Raw genomic sequence first — 16,688 nt, forward strand, 5'->3', positions numbered from 1 at the left:
CGACTCCGCCTGCCACGCCGGCATCGGCACGTACGACCCGACTCCGTCGTCCGACCCGAGCGACGACAACACGCCGTGCAGCACCAACATCCAGGTGATCGGACTCGTGCCGAACACCACGCCGGCGGGGCTCAAGGCGGACCACCAGCTGCGCCGGGTCGGGTACGAGTCGATCGGGCTCGTCGAAGGGAACATGTACTTCATCCACGTTCTCAACGGCACGACGTTCGAGCTCAAGAACGCGGCGGGCACGGTGCAGACCGGGCTCGCGAACAAGCTCGGCACGCACCGCCTCGCGAACGAGGGCATCGCGGTGGTCTCCGGCGGCACCGGCGCCCAGCAGCTCTACATCGACCTGGGCGCGGGGGCCCTCGCCGGCGCACCGCACGTGCTGATCGGGGTGGGCGGCCCGTCGTCGCTCCTGGCCGATCTCGCGGGCGGCGTCAACGGCGTCCCGAGTGCGACCTCGACCGGCATCGGCGGCGGCCTATTCGACTTCAAGGACGTGCACTCCAACGTCGACGCCCGACCGACGGTGACCACCGAGATCCAGGGCGGCACGCTCCGCGGCGGATCGGTGGCGATCGGCGGCGTCTCCTACGCGAATGCGGCGGTCGCCTCGGTAGCCAAGGGCGGCGGGTTCGCCTCCTTCGGCACCGCCTACGCCCAGGCGGACGTCGTCAACACGGTCCACACGAAGGTGGACGACGGCGCCTCGATCTTCTCGCTGACCGACATCGCGGTCACAGCCCTCGGCTTCGTGACGGCGAACGGCGAGAGCGTCAACCGGGCCGGCGGCTTCATCGCCGGCGCCACGGCACGCGTCGTGCTCGAGATCGGGTTCGACGTGCTCACCGAGATCGCGGGAGACCTCTCGGCCAACCGCAGCGTGCTCGCAGACGCCGCGGCCGGCTTCAACGCCTCGTCGCACGCGTCGGCCGGATCGGGTGGACTCGGCGTCAACACCGATTCGAACGACGACGGCAGCACCGGAGTGCAGATCGGCCACAACCACCCCGCGACCGTCGCGACGCAGGTGGATCCGACCGGCTCGATCCTCGGCGGCCAGATCCAGCTCTCCGCCGCCGTCGGACGGCAGTTCACGATTCCGGACGCCACGACCGGGCTCATCGTCGGCACCGGCGTGCAGGCGCGCGCGACCTCGCGCTCCGAAGCCGACGCGTACGCTCTCGGGGCCGACTCGGACGCGGCCGGCTACATCACGCTGGCGTCGACCTCCACCGTGACGCTTGCGGGCGGATCGGCGGTCGAGGGGGCCGGCGTCTTCATCCGGGCCGCGAACGAGAGCCTCGACCTGCAGGCCGATGCGAACTCGAACTGCGGATGCGGCGGCGGCGACACCGATGCGACCGCCAGCATCACGGTCCACACGGCATCCGACGTCGTGGGTGCGCCGGCCTCGGTCGTGCGCACGGCGAACCTGCACGTGGCGTCCTTCCAGTTCTTCTCCACCCTGTACGTCCACGCGCACCGGTCCGGCGGCCTGTTCGACTTCGGCAGCGCCGACGCCGGCATCGACTACCGGCCCGGTCGTGACATCGCCTGGGAGTCGACGGTCTACCTTCTCGGCGAGCCGAACCCGATCCTGATCGTCGACGCTTCGGGCACGATCGTCGCCAAGACGGACAACGTGACCGTGCGCAACAGCCCGCTGGGTGCGGCCCTCGGGATCGGTGACACGATCACCGGTGACACGATCTGGGTCGACCCGATCATCTACGACCAGCAGCCGCACGCGGTCTTCGAGGCCAACGCGACGCAGCCGGGCCTGCCATGCAACGGCGACTGCAGCGGGCTCATCCGCGGCACGCAGGGCGTGTTCTACGTGCAGCAGACCTGGAACTCGGTCCTGATCCGCAACTCGTCCGAGAAGGCGGTCGTGATCCAGGGCACGGGCGCGAACCCCAGCGTCTCGATCGACACGCTGAACTCGCACATGTCGACGACGCCGATGGGCACCATCGAGGTGTCCGTGGACAACGGACCGCATGCACCTCCGCAGACCCAGTGGTTCTGGCACCTGCGCAGCATCTTCCCGGCGACCGACGTGCGCATCGAGAGCCTCAGCGCGGCCGCCAAGACCGGATACGACGTCACGTTCGACGGCGAGATCCGCAACATCCTGGGCCGGACCTTCATCCAGAACGACCGCGGGTCGATCCTGCGCGGATCGGGTGCGGGTGCTCAGACCATCTACACGAACTCCCTCGACCTCGACTCCGAGCTCGGCTCGATCGGCACTGTCACGAAGCCGATCGTCATGGTCCTCTTCCAGATCTTCCACACCGGCGTAGTGGGCGTCCCGGCCGTGCAGAAGCCGATCCACCTCGACGCCGAGGCGGGCACGGACCTCTTCCTCGATGTCACCGCCATCCGCGCCGACTCCCAGACGCCCAGCAACGTGGCGATCCAGCCGGTCATCGGTCCCATCAAGGCGGGACACGACGCGGTCGTCATCCTCCGTGACAGTGGCGAACTCACCAACCCCGCGACGATCGGCAAGCTGCGGGTCGTCGTCGACCAGCCCGTCTGGGCGGCCGGGCTCGGCACGTTCCTCGAGAACGTCGACACCGTCTGCTACTTCCGGCCCGACAGCACGACCGACTGCGACGGCGGCGTGATCGCTCCCTCGATCGTCGGCGGCGCGATCGTCACGGTGCCCCTCAGCACCGGTGCGACCCCGATCCGTGCGTTCTACACCTTCAACGACATCCGCGCCGGACACAGCATCGCGATCTTCCACCCGTCGAGCGCGACAGAGATCACGGTCACCGCCTACACCGACGTCGATGCCACATGGATCGACGACGAGACCAGCGCCACGCGCGGCAACACCGACGGATCCGGCAAGATCGACGTGCTGACCAACGGCTCCATCCTCGTCGTCGAGCAGAGCGGCAAGGGCGACCTGCGGGTCGGCCACATCCACGCGACGGGCTCGTGCACGAGCGGCGTCCTCCCGGCCTGCACCTCCGGCGCGATCGCGGCGGATGTGACGCTGCGCTCGCCGCGGATGATCCTGGACGCCGAACGCGATGCGGGTGTCATCGACACCGACGACGATCCCACGTGTCTCGACGCATATGACCTCGACTGCGGCGGCGCGACCGTGACCGGCATCGACGTCACCGGCCGGAACATCACGCTCGTCGCCGGCGACAACGGCCTCGGCCAGCCGGGCAGCATCTCGCACACCGGCGGCATCGGACTGCCGGACGACTTCCTCGAGATCCAGGTGAACGCCGTCGGCGGTCCGCTGGGCGTCCTGAACGCGACCGACACGGCCGCGGACGACGACAAGACGGCGGGCATCTACCTCGACCAGGTCGCCGGCGACCTGCAGGTCGGACTCGTCATCACGGCGGGCGACGCCTCCACCGGAACCGGCAACGTGTCGCTGCGGTCGCGCGCGGGCTCGATCCTCGACGCCCTGAACGATGCGGCGGCGGATGTCGTCGGCCAGTCGATCTGGATCGACGCCGACGGCGGATCCATCGGCACGGCCCTCAACGACCTCGAGATCGACTCGCTCGTCGGCTCGCCGTTCGCGTGCGTGAACGCATATTGCCTCAACAACGCGGACGGCACGAGCGACGCGGGCCTCGCGAACACGCCCGAATCGGATGCCGTGGCCCTCGAGGCGTCCGCGGGCATCTTCCTCACCGAGACGTCGGGCTACCTGCGGCTCGTGCTGGCGCACTCCACCGGCGGGAACATCCGCCTCACCGTCGCCGAGACCTCGGCGCTCGGCGAGGACCTGTATCTCGTGAAGCACGGCAGCGCGGACTTCGCCGAGGACAACACGACGCTGCCGGGCAACAACGCCGACCATCTCCGGCCCATCCCGAACGGCACGATCTACGCCGAGCTGGGAAGCGTCGAGCTCCGCGTCGCCGACGATGTCGTGACCCACCAGAACTCGCAGATCGTCGCGGGCACGAGCATCGACATCCGGGGCGACTACGGCAACCTCGACACCGGCGGCGGGGTGACCGAGTGGGGCACCACGATGATCCTGCGCGGCAAGATCGCCGCGGGCGCCGTCGTGACCGCCGGGAACGCGCACGGCTTCCCGATGGGCACCTGGACCCCCTCGACGAACACGACGTGGCAGACGAACGTGTGGGGCGGCAGCGACGCCGACACGATCGACTTCGGCGACCCGTCCGGCCTCGACCTCGTCCAGACGTCGGGCGCCTCGGGCCACAACTCGTGGGGCGACCCCGGCTACATCTTCCTGGGCTCGAAGACGACGGTGCACGGTAACGCGACATCCGCATCCAACACCGCGGACGGCGAGGACCGGATGACGGTCTGGTACCTGCAGTCGATGAACGTGCTGACGAGCCCCGCCGGCCTCACCGCCCCCACCGGATACGGCGTCGGCGCCGGCCACGTGCTGAACCTCGACGGCCAGGGGGAGAGCGACCACTACGCCGTCCACACGAACGGCAGCCACGGCAACATCCGCAACGACAACATCGAGATCCTCGACACGGGCGCCCCGGACGACGGCGTCGACGACCTGGCGGTCTACGGATACGACGCGCTGACCTCCGCGAACGGCGCAGGGAAGCCGACCGACGACATCTTCCTGCTGCGCGCGATGACCTGCATCGACAACGAGGCGCCGTTCACCACGTCCGGAGTGCCGGCGTCCTGCGCCTCGCCGACCGAGACCGCCGACCAGCCGGCCTACATCGCCCTCCTCGCCGGATCCAGCGCACCCGACGGCGGCATCGGCGCTTACCGCGACCGCACCGTCGGTAACGAGCCGAGCTGGATGGTGCAGCGCATCACGTACGACGCGGCGCTCAACGGACGCATCACCGTCTACGGCCAGGGCGGCAACGACGCCTTCTACGTCGACGACACGCGCGCGACGATGACCCTCGACGGAGGCGCAGGCGACGACACGTTCCAGATCGGCCAGATCTTCGGCTCGAGGCGGGATGCCGCGGACGGCGCGCTGCTGCCCGCCGACACATTCCCCGCTCTCGTGCCGACGACGCGCGGCTGGCTGAGCCCCGGCCCGCACGCACCGCTGCTCGTGACCGGCGGCACCGGCAACGACGCGTTCACGGTGTACTCGAACCAGGCCGAGATCCAGCTGAACGGAGACGACGACAACGACCTGTTCATCGTGCGGGCGTTCGCGATCGCCGCGGTCTGCGACACCGATGCGAACGGCGACGGCCTGTGCAACCTCGCCGACGTCACGTTCACGCCCGCGGGCGGCATCTTCCCGCTCGACTCCGCCGACGGCGCCGTCGACGGGGTGTGCCACCTCACCGGTGGTGGCATCCGTCTCGACAACAACCACGACGGTGTCTGCAACAACGCCGACGCGCATGTCACCTACCACCACAACGTCGGCAGCAACGTCGACCTCGACAACACGATGTGGCAGGACGACGTGATCCCGCTCGACGCGAACGGCGTCGCGGTGCCGGTCATCGGGCTCGGCTTCTCGACGAACCGCCCGCTCGACATCCGCGCCGGCGGCGGCGACGACGAGGTGCAGTACAACGTCAATGCGCCGGTCAACGTCGATGGCGGCACCGGGTTCGACAAGCTCGTCGTGCTCGGCACGGAGTTCGCCGACGACATCGTCATCACCGACAAGGCGATCTACGGCGCGGGCCTGAACGTCAAGTACACGACGGTCGAGATCGTCGAGGTCGACGGCCTCGAGGGCGACGACCAGTTCTTCGTGCTCTCGACCGCCTACGGCGTGGCCTACCGCGTGATCGGCGGCCTCGGCAGCGACCAGATCTCTGTCGCCGGCGACGTCACGACCGACATCGTGACCCGCGAGCTCGAGGGCATCTCCGGCTCGATCAACCACATCGTCACCTCGCTCGACCCGCGCTTCAACGGACTGGTCGTCGACGGCGTCGAGTACAACCTGGCGACCCCGGATCAGGGTGTCGTCGTGATCACCGAGACCGGCAGCTCGACGAGCGTGCGGGAGGGCACGACCACGGGCCCGATCACGCAGATCGACAGCTACAAGGTGCACCTGAGCCACGCACCGACCGCGAACGTGTACGTCACGGTGTCGGCCGCCGGGTCGCCCTCGGAAGAGGCGAACGACACGCTGCGCAACCCGACCGGCTACGGCCTCACCGACGGTGCGGGCGACACGATCTGGCTGTGCGTCGGCAACGGCACGCCGGGGGAGTGCGCGACGATCGACAAGTTCCAGCGTCACTACATCCGCAACGGCGCGATCGTCGACGAAGCAGGGAGGGCGGTCGTTCTCACCTTCACCAACGGAGCCCTCCACAACTGGAACTCCGACCAGATCGTGTATCTGTGGGCGGTGAACGACGACCGCTCCGAAGGCGACCGGACCGTCGTCATCCAGCACTCGGTCATCTCCGCCGACAAGATCTTCGACGGCGCGGCCGTCCGCCAGGTGAACGTGCGCGTGTACGACGACGACACGCCGGGCGTGTACGCGGTGCACGTCGAGCCGTCCCCGACCTGCACCTCGGCGACACCGAGCCTGTGCCAGCTCGATGACCGCGGCGTCGTGATCGAGGGGGACACCGCCTCCACGCGACTGAACGACAACGTCCTCGTGCAGCTCGCGAAGGACCCCTGCCCGGTGCTCGACCCGGCGTGCGGCCTCGTGATCACCGTGAAGATCACGCTGGACGCCGACTCCCAGCGCCTGCTGCAGATCCTCGACCCGGGCCTCGGCGGCCGCTGGTCGCTGCACACCGACCCGATCCTCGGCACGTGGTACGAGCTGACGTTCGACCACTCCAACTGGAACCAGCCGGTCCTTTTGACCGTGCAGGCGCGCGTCAACTCGGTCACCGACGACCCGACGGTCGCGGTCATCAACTGGGGCCAGGGCGGCACGATCACGTCGTCGTACAAGTTCCCGAACCTGCGCTCGGGTTCGCAGCGCAGCGAGGTGCTCGTCTACGACGACGAGAGCGCCAACGTCGTGGTCATCCCGACCGGCACCGACACCGTCGTGCAGAAGTGCGGCAACGCCGCCTGCACGATCACCGGGCAGACCGACGGGTACTACCTGCGCCTCACGACGCAGCCGCACCTGCCACTGCCGAACACCCCGCCGTACACGCCGACCGACGTCAACGTCGCGATCACCCCGGACGGGCTCGTGAACGTCACGGCCATCTGCGATGCACCCGGTGTCAACTGCCACGCGATCACGCCGAGTGAGTACGCCATCATCGGCGGCGACATCCCGTCTCGCGTCTTCCTCGGCAACCTGACGTTCGCAGGCTCCACGGTCACCCGCGCGAACGGCAGCGACACCGGCAGCTTCATCGACGAAGGCCTGAAGGCCGGGATGCGCGTGAGCTTCGGCGCCTGCGGCGGCGCGGTGTACACGATCCTGTCGGTCGCCTCCGACGGCAAGAGCTTCACGACGACGACACCGCTCGGGGCGGGATGCGCGGGCACGCTGACCGCCACGACCGTCAATGCCGTGACGCGCCAGGGCGCGTGGGACGGCGCCGCCGCGAGCGCCGTCGTGCTCGGCGACGACGGCAGCAACCACTACCGCCTGACGCGCAGCGCCGGCAGCTGGCTCGTCGACGGGTTCCTCGAGGGCCAGTGGGTGCAGGTGTGCGACACCGCGAGCCACTGCGTGCGGGTCAAGATCCAGAACATCCGCGGCACGAATGCGACGTTCGACAACCAGCTCGAGTTCCGCCCCACCTCGTACGACGACCTGTCGAGCCTCGGCGCCGGGCCGTATACCGTGAAGCGCATCGCGGCGCAGGCGACTTTCAACGGTGCGAACTGGTCCGTCAAGCAGTACATCCAGCTCGAAGCCGACCTCGGCTACTACCAGCCGATCACGCGCACCGGAGTGAAGGACTTCCCGGCGCGCCAGCATCTGCTGAACCACCTGCGCGGCCCGCTCGCCGTCGAGGGCGGCGTGACGGGCGCCGACCGGTCGCTGCAGCTGGGCCTCAAGCTCCCGGGTGAGAAGGACGCGCCGCTCTTCGCGATCGCGCAGCAGGCGCCGGAGTCGACGCAGATCGACGTGCTGAACATCTACAACGACGACAGTGCGGCGAACACGTGGGGTTCGATGACCTCGACGACGCTGCGCGGCCTCGGCACCGCGAAGGACCTCGACTTCGGCATCGTGACCGGCCCGACCTTCGGCGAGCCGATTGTGAACGGGCACGTCATCGTACCCGGCGGCATCAGCTTCGGCAGCGTGTCGGTCGTCGACGGCCAGTACACGACCGACGGCGGCAAGAGCACGATCGAGGTGCTGAACCTCTTCCTCGGCTACGGCAACGACCGCCTCGACGTGCAGGGCACGCTGCAGCCGGATGCCGCTGTGAAGCTCACCGGCACGATCGTGCTCGGAACGGCGCAGACCTACGCCGGCTTCCCCGCGCCGCCGGCCGGTGGCTACCAGCTCACCCGGCCCGCGCCGTTCGACTGGAAGTCGCAGGGCTTCCTCGTGGGGCAGACCGTGACGATCGGCAACCAGCCCGGACGCACGTTCCGCGTCGCCGGCTTCGCCGACTCCGACCCGAGCGATACGACCGACAACACGGTCATGTACCTCGTCCTGCTCACCGGATCGGTGCCGGCACTCGGCACATCGGCATCCGGTCCGGCGGCCCCGTCCGTGATCGCGACGGATGCGGCGGTCTACGGTGGCGCCGCGTCGGGCAACGGCACCGGCGCGATCACGATCACCCCGAACGCCGCGGGCGACGGCGGTACCGTGACGCGGGCGGCCGGCAGCTGGATCGCGGACGGCTTCGTCACTGGGCAGCTCGTCATGATCTCCGGCCTCACCGGGTCGTGGCGGCTCGCGGCAGTCACGGCGACCACCCTGACGCTGCAGCGCGGCGACGCGATCGCCGCGCCGGTGACGATCCCGGCGCCCGCCGCGCCCACGCCGAGCGTGTTCGTGCCGGGTGCGCACGGCAGCCTCACGACGGTCCACGGAGGCGGCAACACCGCCCTGCAGAACGTGTTCACGATGACGCGCGGCACGGTCGGCGGCCAGTTCGCCCTCACGCGCCTCGACGGCCTGCCGTGGGCGTTCAACGGGCTGCTCGCCGGCAGCGGCTACGTCGCCGGAGACCCGTACCTGCACCAGTACCAGCACATCCAGCTGATCGGCGAGAACTTCACGCGCATGATCCTCGGCTTCGCCGACGCCCCGTGCCCGTACTCCGACCCGTTCCCCGGCTGCGGCAAGGGATCGATCATGCTCCTGTCCGGGCCGCTACCGGGACAGACCGGACCTGCGGGTGTCGCGCTCGCGGCCGGAACGGCGCTCACCGACGCACGCGTCGCCGACCCGGTGAAGATCTGGGTCACCGCGCCGATCGACGTGCAGACCTCGAGCCTCGTCTGGGCCGGCGACTGGAACGCCGCTGGATTCACGCAGGGCATGCAGGTCAAGATCAGTGCCTTCGCGGGCCCGTTCACGGTCGCCTCGATCTCGGCCGACGGGCATGCGATGACCTTCGCGAACACGGCGTGGGCGCCGAGCATGCACCTGGATGCCGCGGGCCACCAGGTCTGGGAGCACCCGACCTTGACGGTCACCGCGTGGAACGAGAACGCGCCGACGACCGCGATCATGATGGGCGGCGACATCCTCACGGTCTGCAACCGCGCCGACCCGTCGCTGCTGTTCGGCGTCGACCAGAACGGCGACGGCATCCCCGACGCCCGCATCGCCTGCGACGGCGCGCACAACGCCGGACCCGGCTCGCCGCTCGTCGTCTACGGCGACACGTCGCAGGACGGCGTCTGGTACGCCGGAGCCGCCGGTGACACCCGCGGCATGGAGTTCGGCCCGAAGCCGTTCGACCCGTTCACGAACATCCCGGACGCGCAGAACGAGGACGACGAGTGGGTCTTCGGCCTCGCGCACTGGCACGGCACAGCGGGCAACGACATCATCGACGGCTCGGGCCTGTTCGCCGACGTCACTCCGAACGCGCTGCCCACCGTCGGATTCACGGCCTACGGCGGCAACGGCGACGACCTCATCATCGGCAGCCAGGCGGGCGACTTCCTCGCCGGCGGCTCGGGCGACGACGAGATCCGCGGCGGGCGCGGCACCGACCAGATCTACGGCGACTCCGGCGTCAACGTCAATGTGCTCACCCGGGCACTCGACATCGCGACGGTGAACCGCAGCCCGCTGCCGGAGGTCACCGGCGGAGGAGTCATCCCAAACGGGACGACGATCATCCCGGTCGCGGGCGGCATCGCCGGGGTCGTCGACGACCTGCTCGTCGCGGGCTCCGACCTCATCCACGGCGAGGGTGCGCCCGGTCTCGGACTCGGCGGCATGGCCGTGGCGCCCGGCGGCGACAGCGCCAACGACGACATCGTCTTCGGCGACCACGGCGCCGTGCTCCAGAACGTCGCCGACCCGAACCTGCCCGACGCGCGCCTGCAGCGCATCCAGACGACCGAGCTGCCCACGATCATCACGATCGGCAGCGTCAACCTCGACAAGGGTGCGGACGACGTCATCTTCGGGGGTCTCGGACGCGATGTGCTGATCGGCGGTGCGGGCAACGACATGATCGACGGTGACCAGGCCGACGACCTCGTGCTCGGCGACGCGGCGCTGCTCGTGCGCACTCCGGGGGACTGGAGGAACGGCCGGTTCCAGACCCTGTGCGGAATGCTCATGTACAGCCGCAGCGACTTCCCGACGATGTGCGGCGGCAGCTGGAACCAGGACAACTCCGGTCAGCTCCTCGTCGACGGCACCCCGCGTCCCTACCGCGACCCCGACGGGGCACCATGGTGGGCCGAGTACGACGTCGCGAACCTGTACCACGACTTCGACGCGGATCTCGGGACGAAGTGGGCCGCGACGTTCGGGAACGACTATCTCGCGGGCGGCGAAGGCAACGATCTCGTGTTCGGCGAGCTCGGTGACGACGTCATCCAGGGCGACGGCGGCATCGACGGCGTGCTGAACGCGCCCAACGGTGCGGCCGGCGGAGGCCTGCTGCCGACGGGTACGCCGGTGAGCGCTTACAAGCGCTGGATCGACGACGGGCCGACGATCGTGATCGTGGGCGGTGTCAGGACCGTCGTCGCCACGACCGCCGCGTACCACGTCGGCGCCTCGCGTACCCCCGCCGGCTGCACCGGCCCCGTAGGAGCCCTCACCTGCGACTACACAGGCGTGCTCGTGACGGTGCGCTCGTTCGAGTCGGTCACCGACGGTCAGGACTACCTCGAGGGCAACGCCGGCAACGACGTCATCTTCGGCGACCTCGGGCAGGACGACATCGTCGGCGGTTCTAGCGACTTCTTCAGCCTCACGACCCCGTTCCAGCGGCCTGACGGCCTGCCCTTCACGGACGCGCAGGGGCACGCCATCCAGCCGCTCGCCTACGTGCCCGGACGCAGCGACCGCGGTGCCGACCTCATCTTCGGCGGATCCGGCGCCGAGATCGGCATCGACAACCAGGTGACCGGGATCGTCGGCACGACCGGGACACCGGGCGGCATCCTCGGCGACAACACGCTCCCCGCCAGCATGCACGCACGGGACGCGGACACCGTCGTCGGCGACAACGGCGACGTCGTCCGCATCGTCGGCACGAACGGCGCGGACGTCAACGGCAACGGCAACCTCGGCGGCGTGGGCGTTCCCCCGACGCAGGGAGCGAACTACGTGACATTCGTGTACGACAACTACGGCGGCGAGAAGGTCGTCGTCCGCGGGGTCACGCTCCTCGACTACACGCCCGGCGGACCGGACTACCGGCCGGCGAACTTCGGCCAGGGCACCGGCAGCGACTGCAGCGGCTCGCCGACGCAGCCGACGTGCTCGATCGTCCTCGACACGTCCTACGGCACATGGAAGACGAGCCAGATCGGCGGTCGCGACGAGGTCCATGGCGAGACCGGAGACGACACGATCTACACGGGCGCCGACCACGACGTGGCCTACGGAGACGCCCAGAACGACGACATCATCGGCGGCTGGGGCAACGACTGGATCTCCGGCGGCACAGGGGATGACGGCATCCTCGGCGACGACGGCCGCCTCTTCACCAGCCGCAACTCGTCGAGTGGATTCACCAGTACGGGCGCCGCGTGCACGTCTGCGACGGCGAGCTGCTACAGCGAGCCGCTGTACGGCATCTCGGCGTTGCTCGCGGTCGACCCCGACACGAAGTACTCCAACGGCAACGTGCTGAACGAGTACATCTACACGCCGGGACAGGTGCAGCAGGCGATCATCAACCAGGCGGGCCTGCTCACCAAGGCCGCCGACCTCACGCCGTACAACCTCGGCGACACGACGAACGCGAGCCTGCACCACGTGGCGCAGCAGCCGACGTTCGACGCCAACAACTCCGACGACATCATCTTCGGCGGCTGGGGCGACGACGCGATCCACGGCGGCGCCGGCGACGACGCGATCTCCGGGGCCGAGGCTATCGGCGCAGGCCAGGCGGGCTACGGCGGGGCCGGGTTCGTCCAGCACTTCGACGCGAACTACGCGCCAGACGGCCTGGTCGACATCGACTTCGCCCACCCGTGGAACCCGGGCGACGTGCTTCACTTCGGCGACGACACGAACCCGTGGCACGCGAACAACCACAACTCCGTGCGGCTGGGCGAGTTCTACCTCTACAACGAGTACGACCCGCGTCGCGAGATCCGCTTCGACGCGACCGGCGCCGTGTGGGGCTGCACCGCCTACACGCCGAGCGGTCACACGTGCACGGCCGCACCGCCGGCGACGTCGTTCCCGAACCTGTTCTTCCTCAACAACGAGGATCTGACCGGCAACTACTACACGGGCTTCGACAACAAGGGCGCGTGCATCTCGGTGGACAACCAGGGCAACTGCCTCGCCTGGAAGACCGACCAGCGCACGGACGGCAACGACGTGATCTTCGGCGACCTCGGCAACGACTGGTCGGTCGGCGGCACGGGGCAGGACACGATCTGGGCCGGCTGGGGCAACGACCTCTCCAACGCCGACGACGACCTGCACTCCGGATGCGCGGTCATGGCGAACAACGGCACGTGCACGACGCCGGGCGACACCTACCTGAACGACGTGCCGGACGGCGTGAACTCGAGCTTCCAGGATCGCGTGTACGGCGGCGCGGGCCTCGACGTCCTCATCGCCAACACCGGGGGTGACCGCCTGATCGACTGGGTGGGCGAGTTCAACAGCTACCTCGTCCCGTTCTCGACCTTCGGCATCGCGACCGTGAGCCGTCAGGTGAGCCCGTGGCTGCCGGAGTTCCTCTACGCGCTCAGTCGCAGCCAGGGCGCCGACCCGACGCGGGCCACCGACACCGGCGATGACCCCGTCCGCAACGGCGAGCCGAACGGCGAGCTCGGCCTGATCACACAGCACGACCACGGGCAGTGGCAGACGCAGACGGGCGGGCCGACGGATCCGCAGGCGGGGAACATCCCCGGCGGGCGACGCGACTCCGTGCGCGGGGCGGACTTCAACGACGGGTCCATGCAGGGCTTCGCCACGGCGTCGGGCACATTCACGGTCATGAACGGGCAGCTGAAGGTGACCGCGACCGGCACCGGCTCCGATGCGGTGGCCGTCTGGTACGACGACGCCTATCAGACCGTGTACTACGAGCTGGCGGCCAAGATCTCGATGGACAAGCCGGTGGCGGGCTGGAAGGCGAACGCCTTCATCGTGTTCGACTACTTCGGTCCGACCGACTTCAAGTTCGCCGGGGTTGACCAGTCGATCAACAAGATGGTGATCGGGCACCGCACCGCCGCCGGCTGGATCTACGACGCGCAATCCTCCGTTCCAGGCGGCGTCAAGGCGACGACGTTCTACGACCTCAACGTGGTCGTCAACGGGCTGGTGGTCACGGTGACCCTCAGCGGGCAGAACGCGTTCTCGTTCACCTTCGTGCCGCGGATCCTGGGCGGCGAGCAGGTCGCGCTGAACAGGGGGCTCGCCGGGTTCGGCTCGAACCAGGCCAAGGGCTGGTTCGACAACATCAACCTGACGGTGATCCAGCCGGCGATCACGATCGACCGCACCGAGTACTTCGACGGCACTCCGCAGACCCGGACGGCGGTGCAGACGGGCGCCTGGAGCACCACGGCGGACGGACGCTATCAGGGGTCCGCGGACGCGACCGGCAGCGCGATCGCGCTGATCGGCGTCGTACCGGCTGCGAAGACCGAGGTGCCGTCGTTCGATCCGATGAGCTATGTCGAGCTCGAGGCGAGGCTGCGGGCCATCGGTGTCACCGGCTTCGTCTTCGACTGGTACTCGGCTTCCGATCACAAGTTCGCCGCGATCGACGTCGCGGGACAGAGGGTGCTGATCGGCCACGTCGCGCACGGGGTGCGTGTCAACGACCTCGTCCTCCCGCGGCAGATCGTCGCCGGGTCGGATGTGACCCTGAACATCGTGCTGAAAGCTACGGTCGTGACGGTCACGCTCAACGGCCAGGTGCTGGGCTCGTTCGCGTTCAACTCACCCTTGGGCGACGGGCAACAGGGCGTGTTCGGTCTCGGAGCCGGCGCCGTCGCCTCCGTCGACGAATACCGCGTGAAGACCGATGACAGCGTCTATGCGGGCGCGCCGCCCCTGCAGACCGCGTCGATCTCGGACATGTCTGTCGTCGAAGGTGCGGCCGGCACGAGCAGGATCGTCACGATGACGGTCACCCGGTCTTCCGGTGACGGCACGCTGTCGATTCCGTGGACGACAGGGCCGGCTGCGACCGGCGCCTCGGCGACGTTCGGCGTCGACGTGACCGGATCGACGTCGGGGGTCGTGACGTTCGCGGCGGGGCAGACCACGGCGACGATCACCTTCACCGTGTGGGGCGATGCGGTGCCGGAGCCGAACGAATCCTTCGTCGTCACGCTGCAGCCGAGCTCCGGGGTCAACCTGAAGCGCGCACGCGGTGTGGTGACGATCCTGACTGACGACGGCTCACCGTAGGCGTCGTCGGATCCGGTGGGTCGGGGTCGACACCCCCCGACGTCCCTGACCCGCCGGATGATGTGCAGCGGTGATCGGGCAGCGTGCCCGCTCAGGCGTCGGGCACGCGGATCGTGATCTCCTGCGCGACGCTGGCCACCAGATCGCCGTCGCGCGTGTAGATCCGGCCCTGTGCGAGCCCGCGTCCGCCCCGGGCGTTGGGGGAGTCCTGCACGTACAGCAGCCATTCGTCGACACGGCCAGGGCGATGCCACCACATGGCATGGTCGAGGCTCGCGACCTTCAGGCCCGACGTGGCCCAGCTCAGCCCGTGGGCGCGCAGGATCGACTCCTGGATGGACATGTCGCTGAGATAGGCGAGCGCGGCGCGGTGCAGTGCGGGATCGTCGGGGAACGGCGCGCGCAGGCGCATCCACACCGCCTGGCGCGGGATCCGCTCCGCCCCTGCGCCGAGGAAGAGCGGCCCCTCGACGTGGCGCATGTCGACGGGGCGCTCAGCCAGCATGCGCTTGGACAGCGGATGGATCCCGTCGGAGAGCTCCTCGTCCGGGAGTAGAGCCTCAGGATCCGGGACGCCCTCCGGCATCGGCTCGGCGTGCTCGATCCCCGGGTTCTCGTCCTGGAACGACGCGATCATCGAGAAGATCGGCACCCCGTTCTGGTAGGCCTGCGACCGGCGGGTCGAGAACGAGCGGCCGTCGTGGATCCGGTCGACCGCGAAGGTGAGACCCTGCGCGGCGTCGCCGGGGCGGAGGAAGTAGCCGTGCATGGAATGCGGGACCCGGCCCTCGGGCATCGTCCGCTCGGCGGCGATGATCGACTGACCCAGCACCTGCCCGCCGTAGATCCGGCCGGTCGGCATCGGGTGGGAGGCTCCGGTGAAGATGTCCTCGGTGGTGCGGGCGTCCGTGGATCCGAGATCCAGGATCCCGAGCAGCATGTCGACCGAGCGCCGGGCGTCCTCATCCGAAGCCATGGGGTCCTCTCCGCCGCGGTCACGGGGCGGTTCAGCCGCGGGCCGATTGCTAGTTTAGAGGGCGTGCCCACGCCCCTGATCCTCGCCGACGCCGAGACCGCGCGCGACGCGCTCACCTTCGTCTCCCGGGCCGCCAGAGCCGGCGACGACGGCGTGCGGCTGCAGGCCGACGGCGGTGTGCTCGCGATGACCGCGGCCGCCCTCGCCCCGCAGACCCTGTTCGACGCGACACCCACGATCCTGGCGATGCGCATCGTGCGCGCAGACCCCGAGTTGCGCTGCGACATCGTCATCGACGAGCTCACCGCCACGGACGATCCGCGCGCGCTCGCGCTGCCCGACACCGGCCGCAGCCCCGCCTGGGCGGGGATCGCGCCCCCGCGCGGCGGCTGGGCGCAGGCCGGCACCCTGGGCGCCGACGTGATCGCACAGCGCGCGCAGTGGGGGATCTCGGCGGTCGCGCACGGTTCGCCGGCCGGTGCGGGGGAGGACGCGGTGCGCGCCCTCCGCGCCGCGATCTGGGGCGAGCCGGATGACGACCTCCTCGGCCTGCCGCGGGGCGTGGCGTTCGCTGCCCACGCCTTCGGATTCATCTCCGGAGCCGAGCAGGTGGCGGTCACCACCTCGGGCCGCTGGAGCCGGCTCGCGTTCGCGCGCGGGCACGTGCTGAGCCGCGGCCCGGCGGCCGTCGGGCTGACGGCCGTGCGGGCGACCGGCTCGGCCGGGTGA

The 16,688-nt window shown here is 69.5% G+C and carries 3 protein-coding genes (1 of these 3 running past the window's edge); 2 read left to right on the forward strand and 1 reads right to left on the reverse strand.

What is annotated here, in order from left to right:
- Positions 1-14,983, forward strand: the 3' portion of a protein-coding gene (locus tag ACYQ1L_RS07905; RefSeq protein ID WP_460003662.1) for a hypothetical protein. Its footprint begins 13,439 nt before the window's first position; only the last 14,983 of its 28,422 coding nucleotides appear in the window; its start codon lies off the left edge, out of view; the stop codon is at positions 14,981-14,983.
- A 91-nt stretch (positions 14,984-15,074) separates the two neighbouring features.
- Here the strand turns inward: ACYQ1L_RS07905 and ACYQ1L_RS07910 are convergent, their stop codons facing one another.
- Positions 15,075-15,959: an acyl-CoA thioesterase gene (locus tag ACYQ1L_RS07910; protein ID WP_460003663.1), complete on the reverse strand. Its 885-nt coding sequence runs from the start codon at positions 15,957-15,959 to the stop codon at positions 15,075-15,077.
- A 63-nt stretch (positions 15,960-16,022) separates the two neighbouring features.
- Here ACYQ1L_RS07910 and ACYQ1L_RS07915 point away from each other — a divergent pair, with 63 nt between their 5' ends.
- A complete protein-coding gene (locus ACYQ1L_RS07915) occupies positions 16,023-16,688 on the forward strand; it encodes a DUF8185 domain-containing protein (protein WP_460003664.1) in 666 nt (221 codons plus the stop codon).

Source organism: Microbacterium xylanilyticum, from assembly GCF_054654695.1.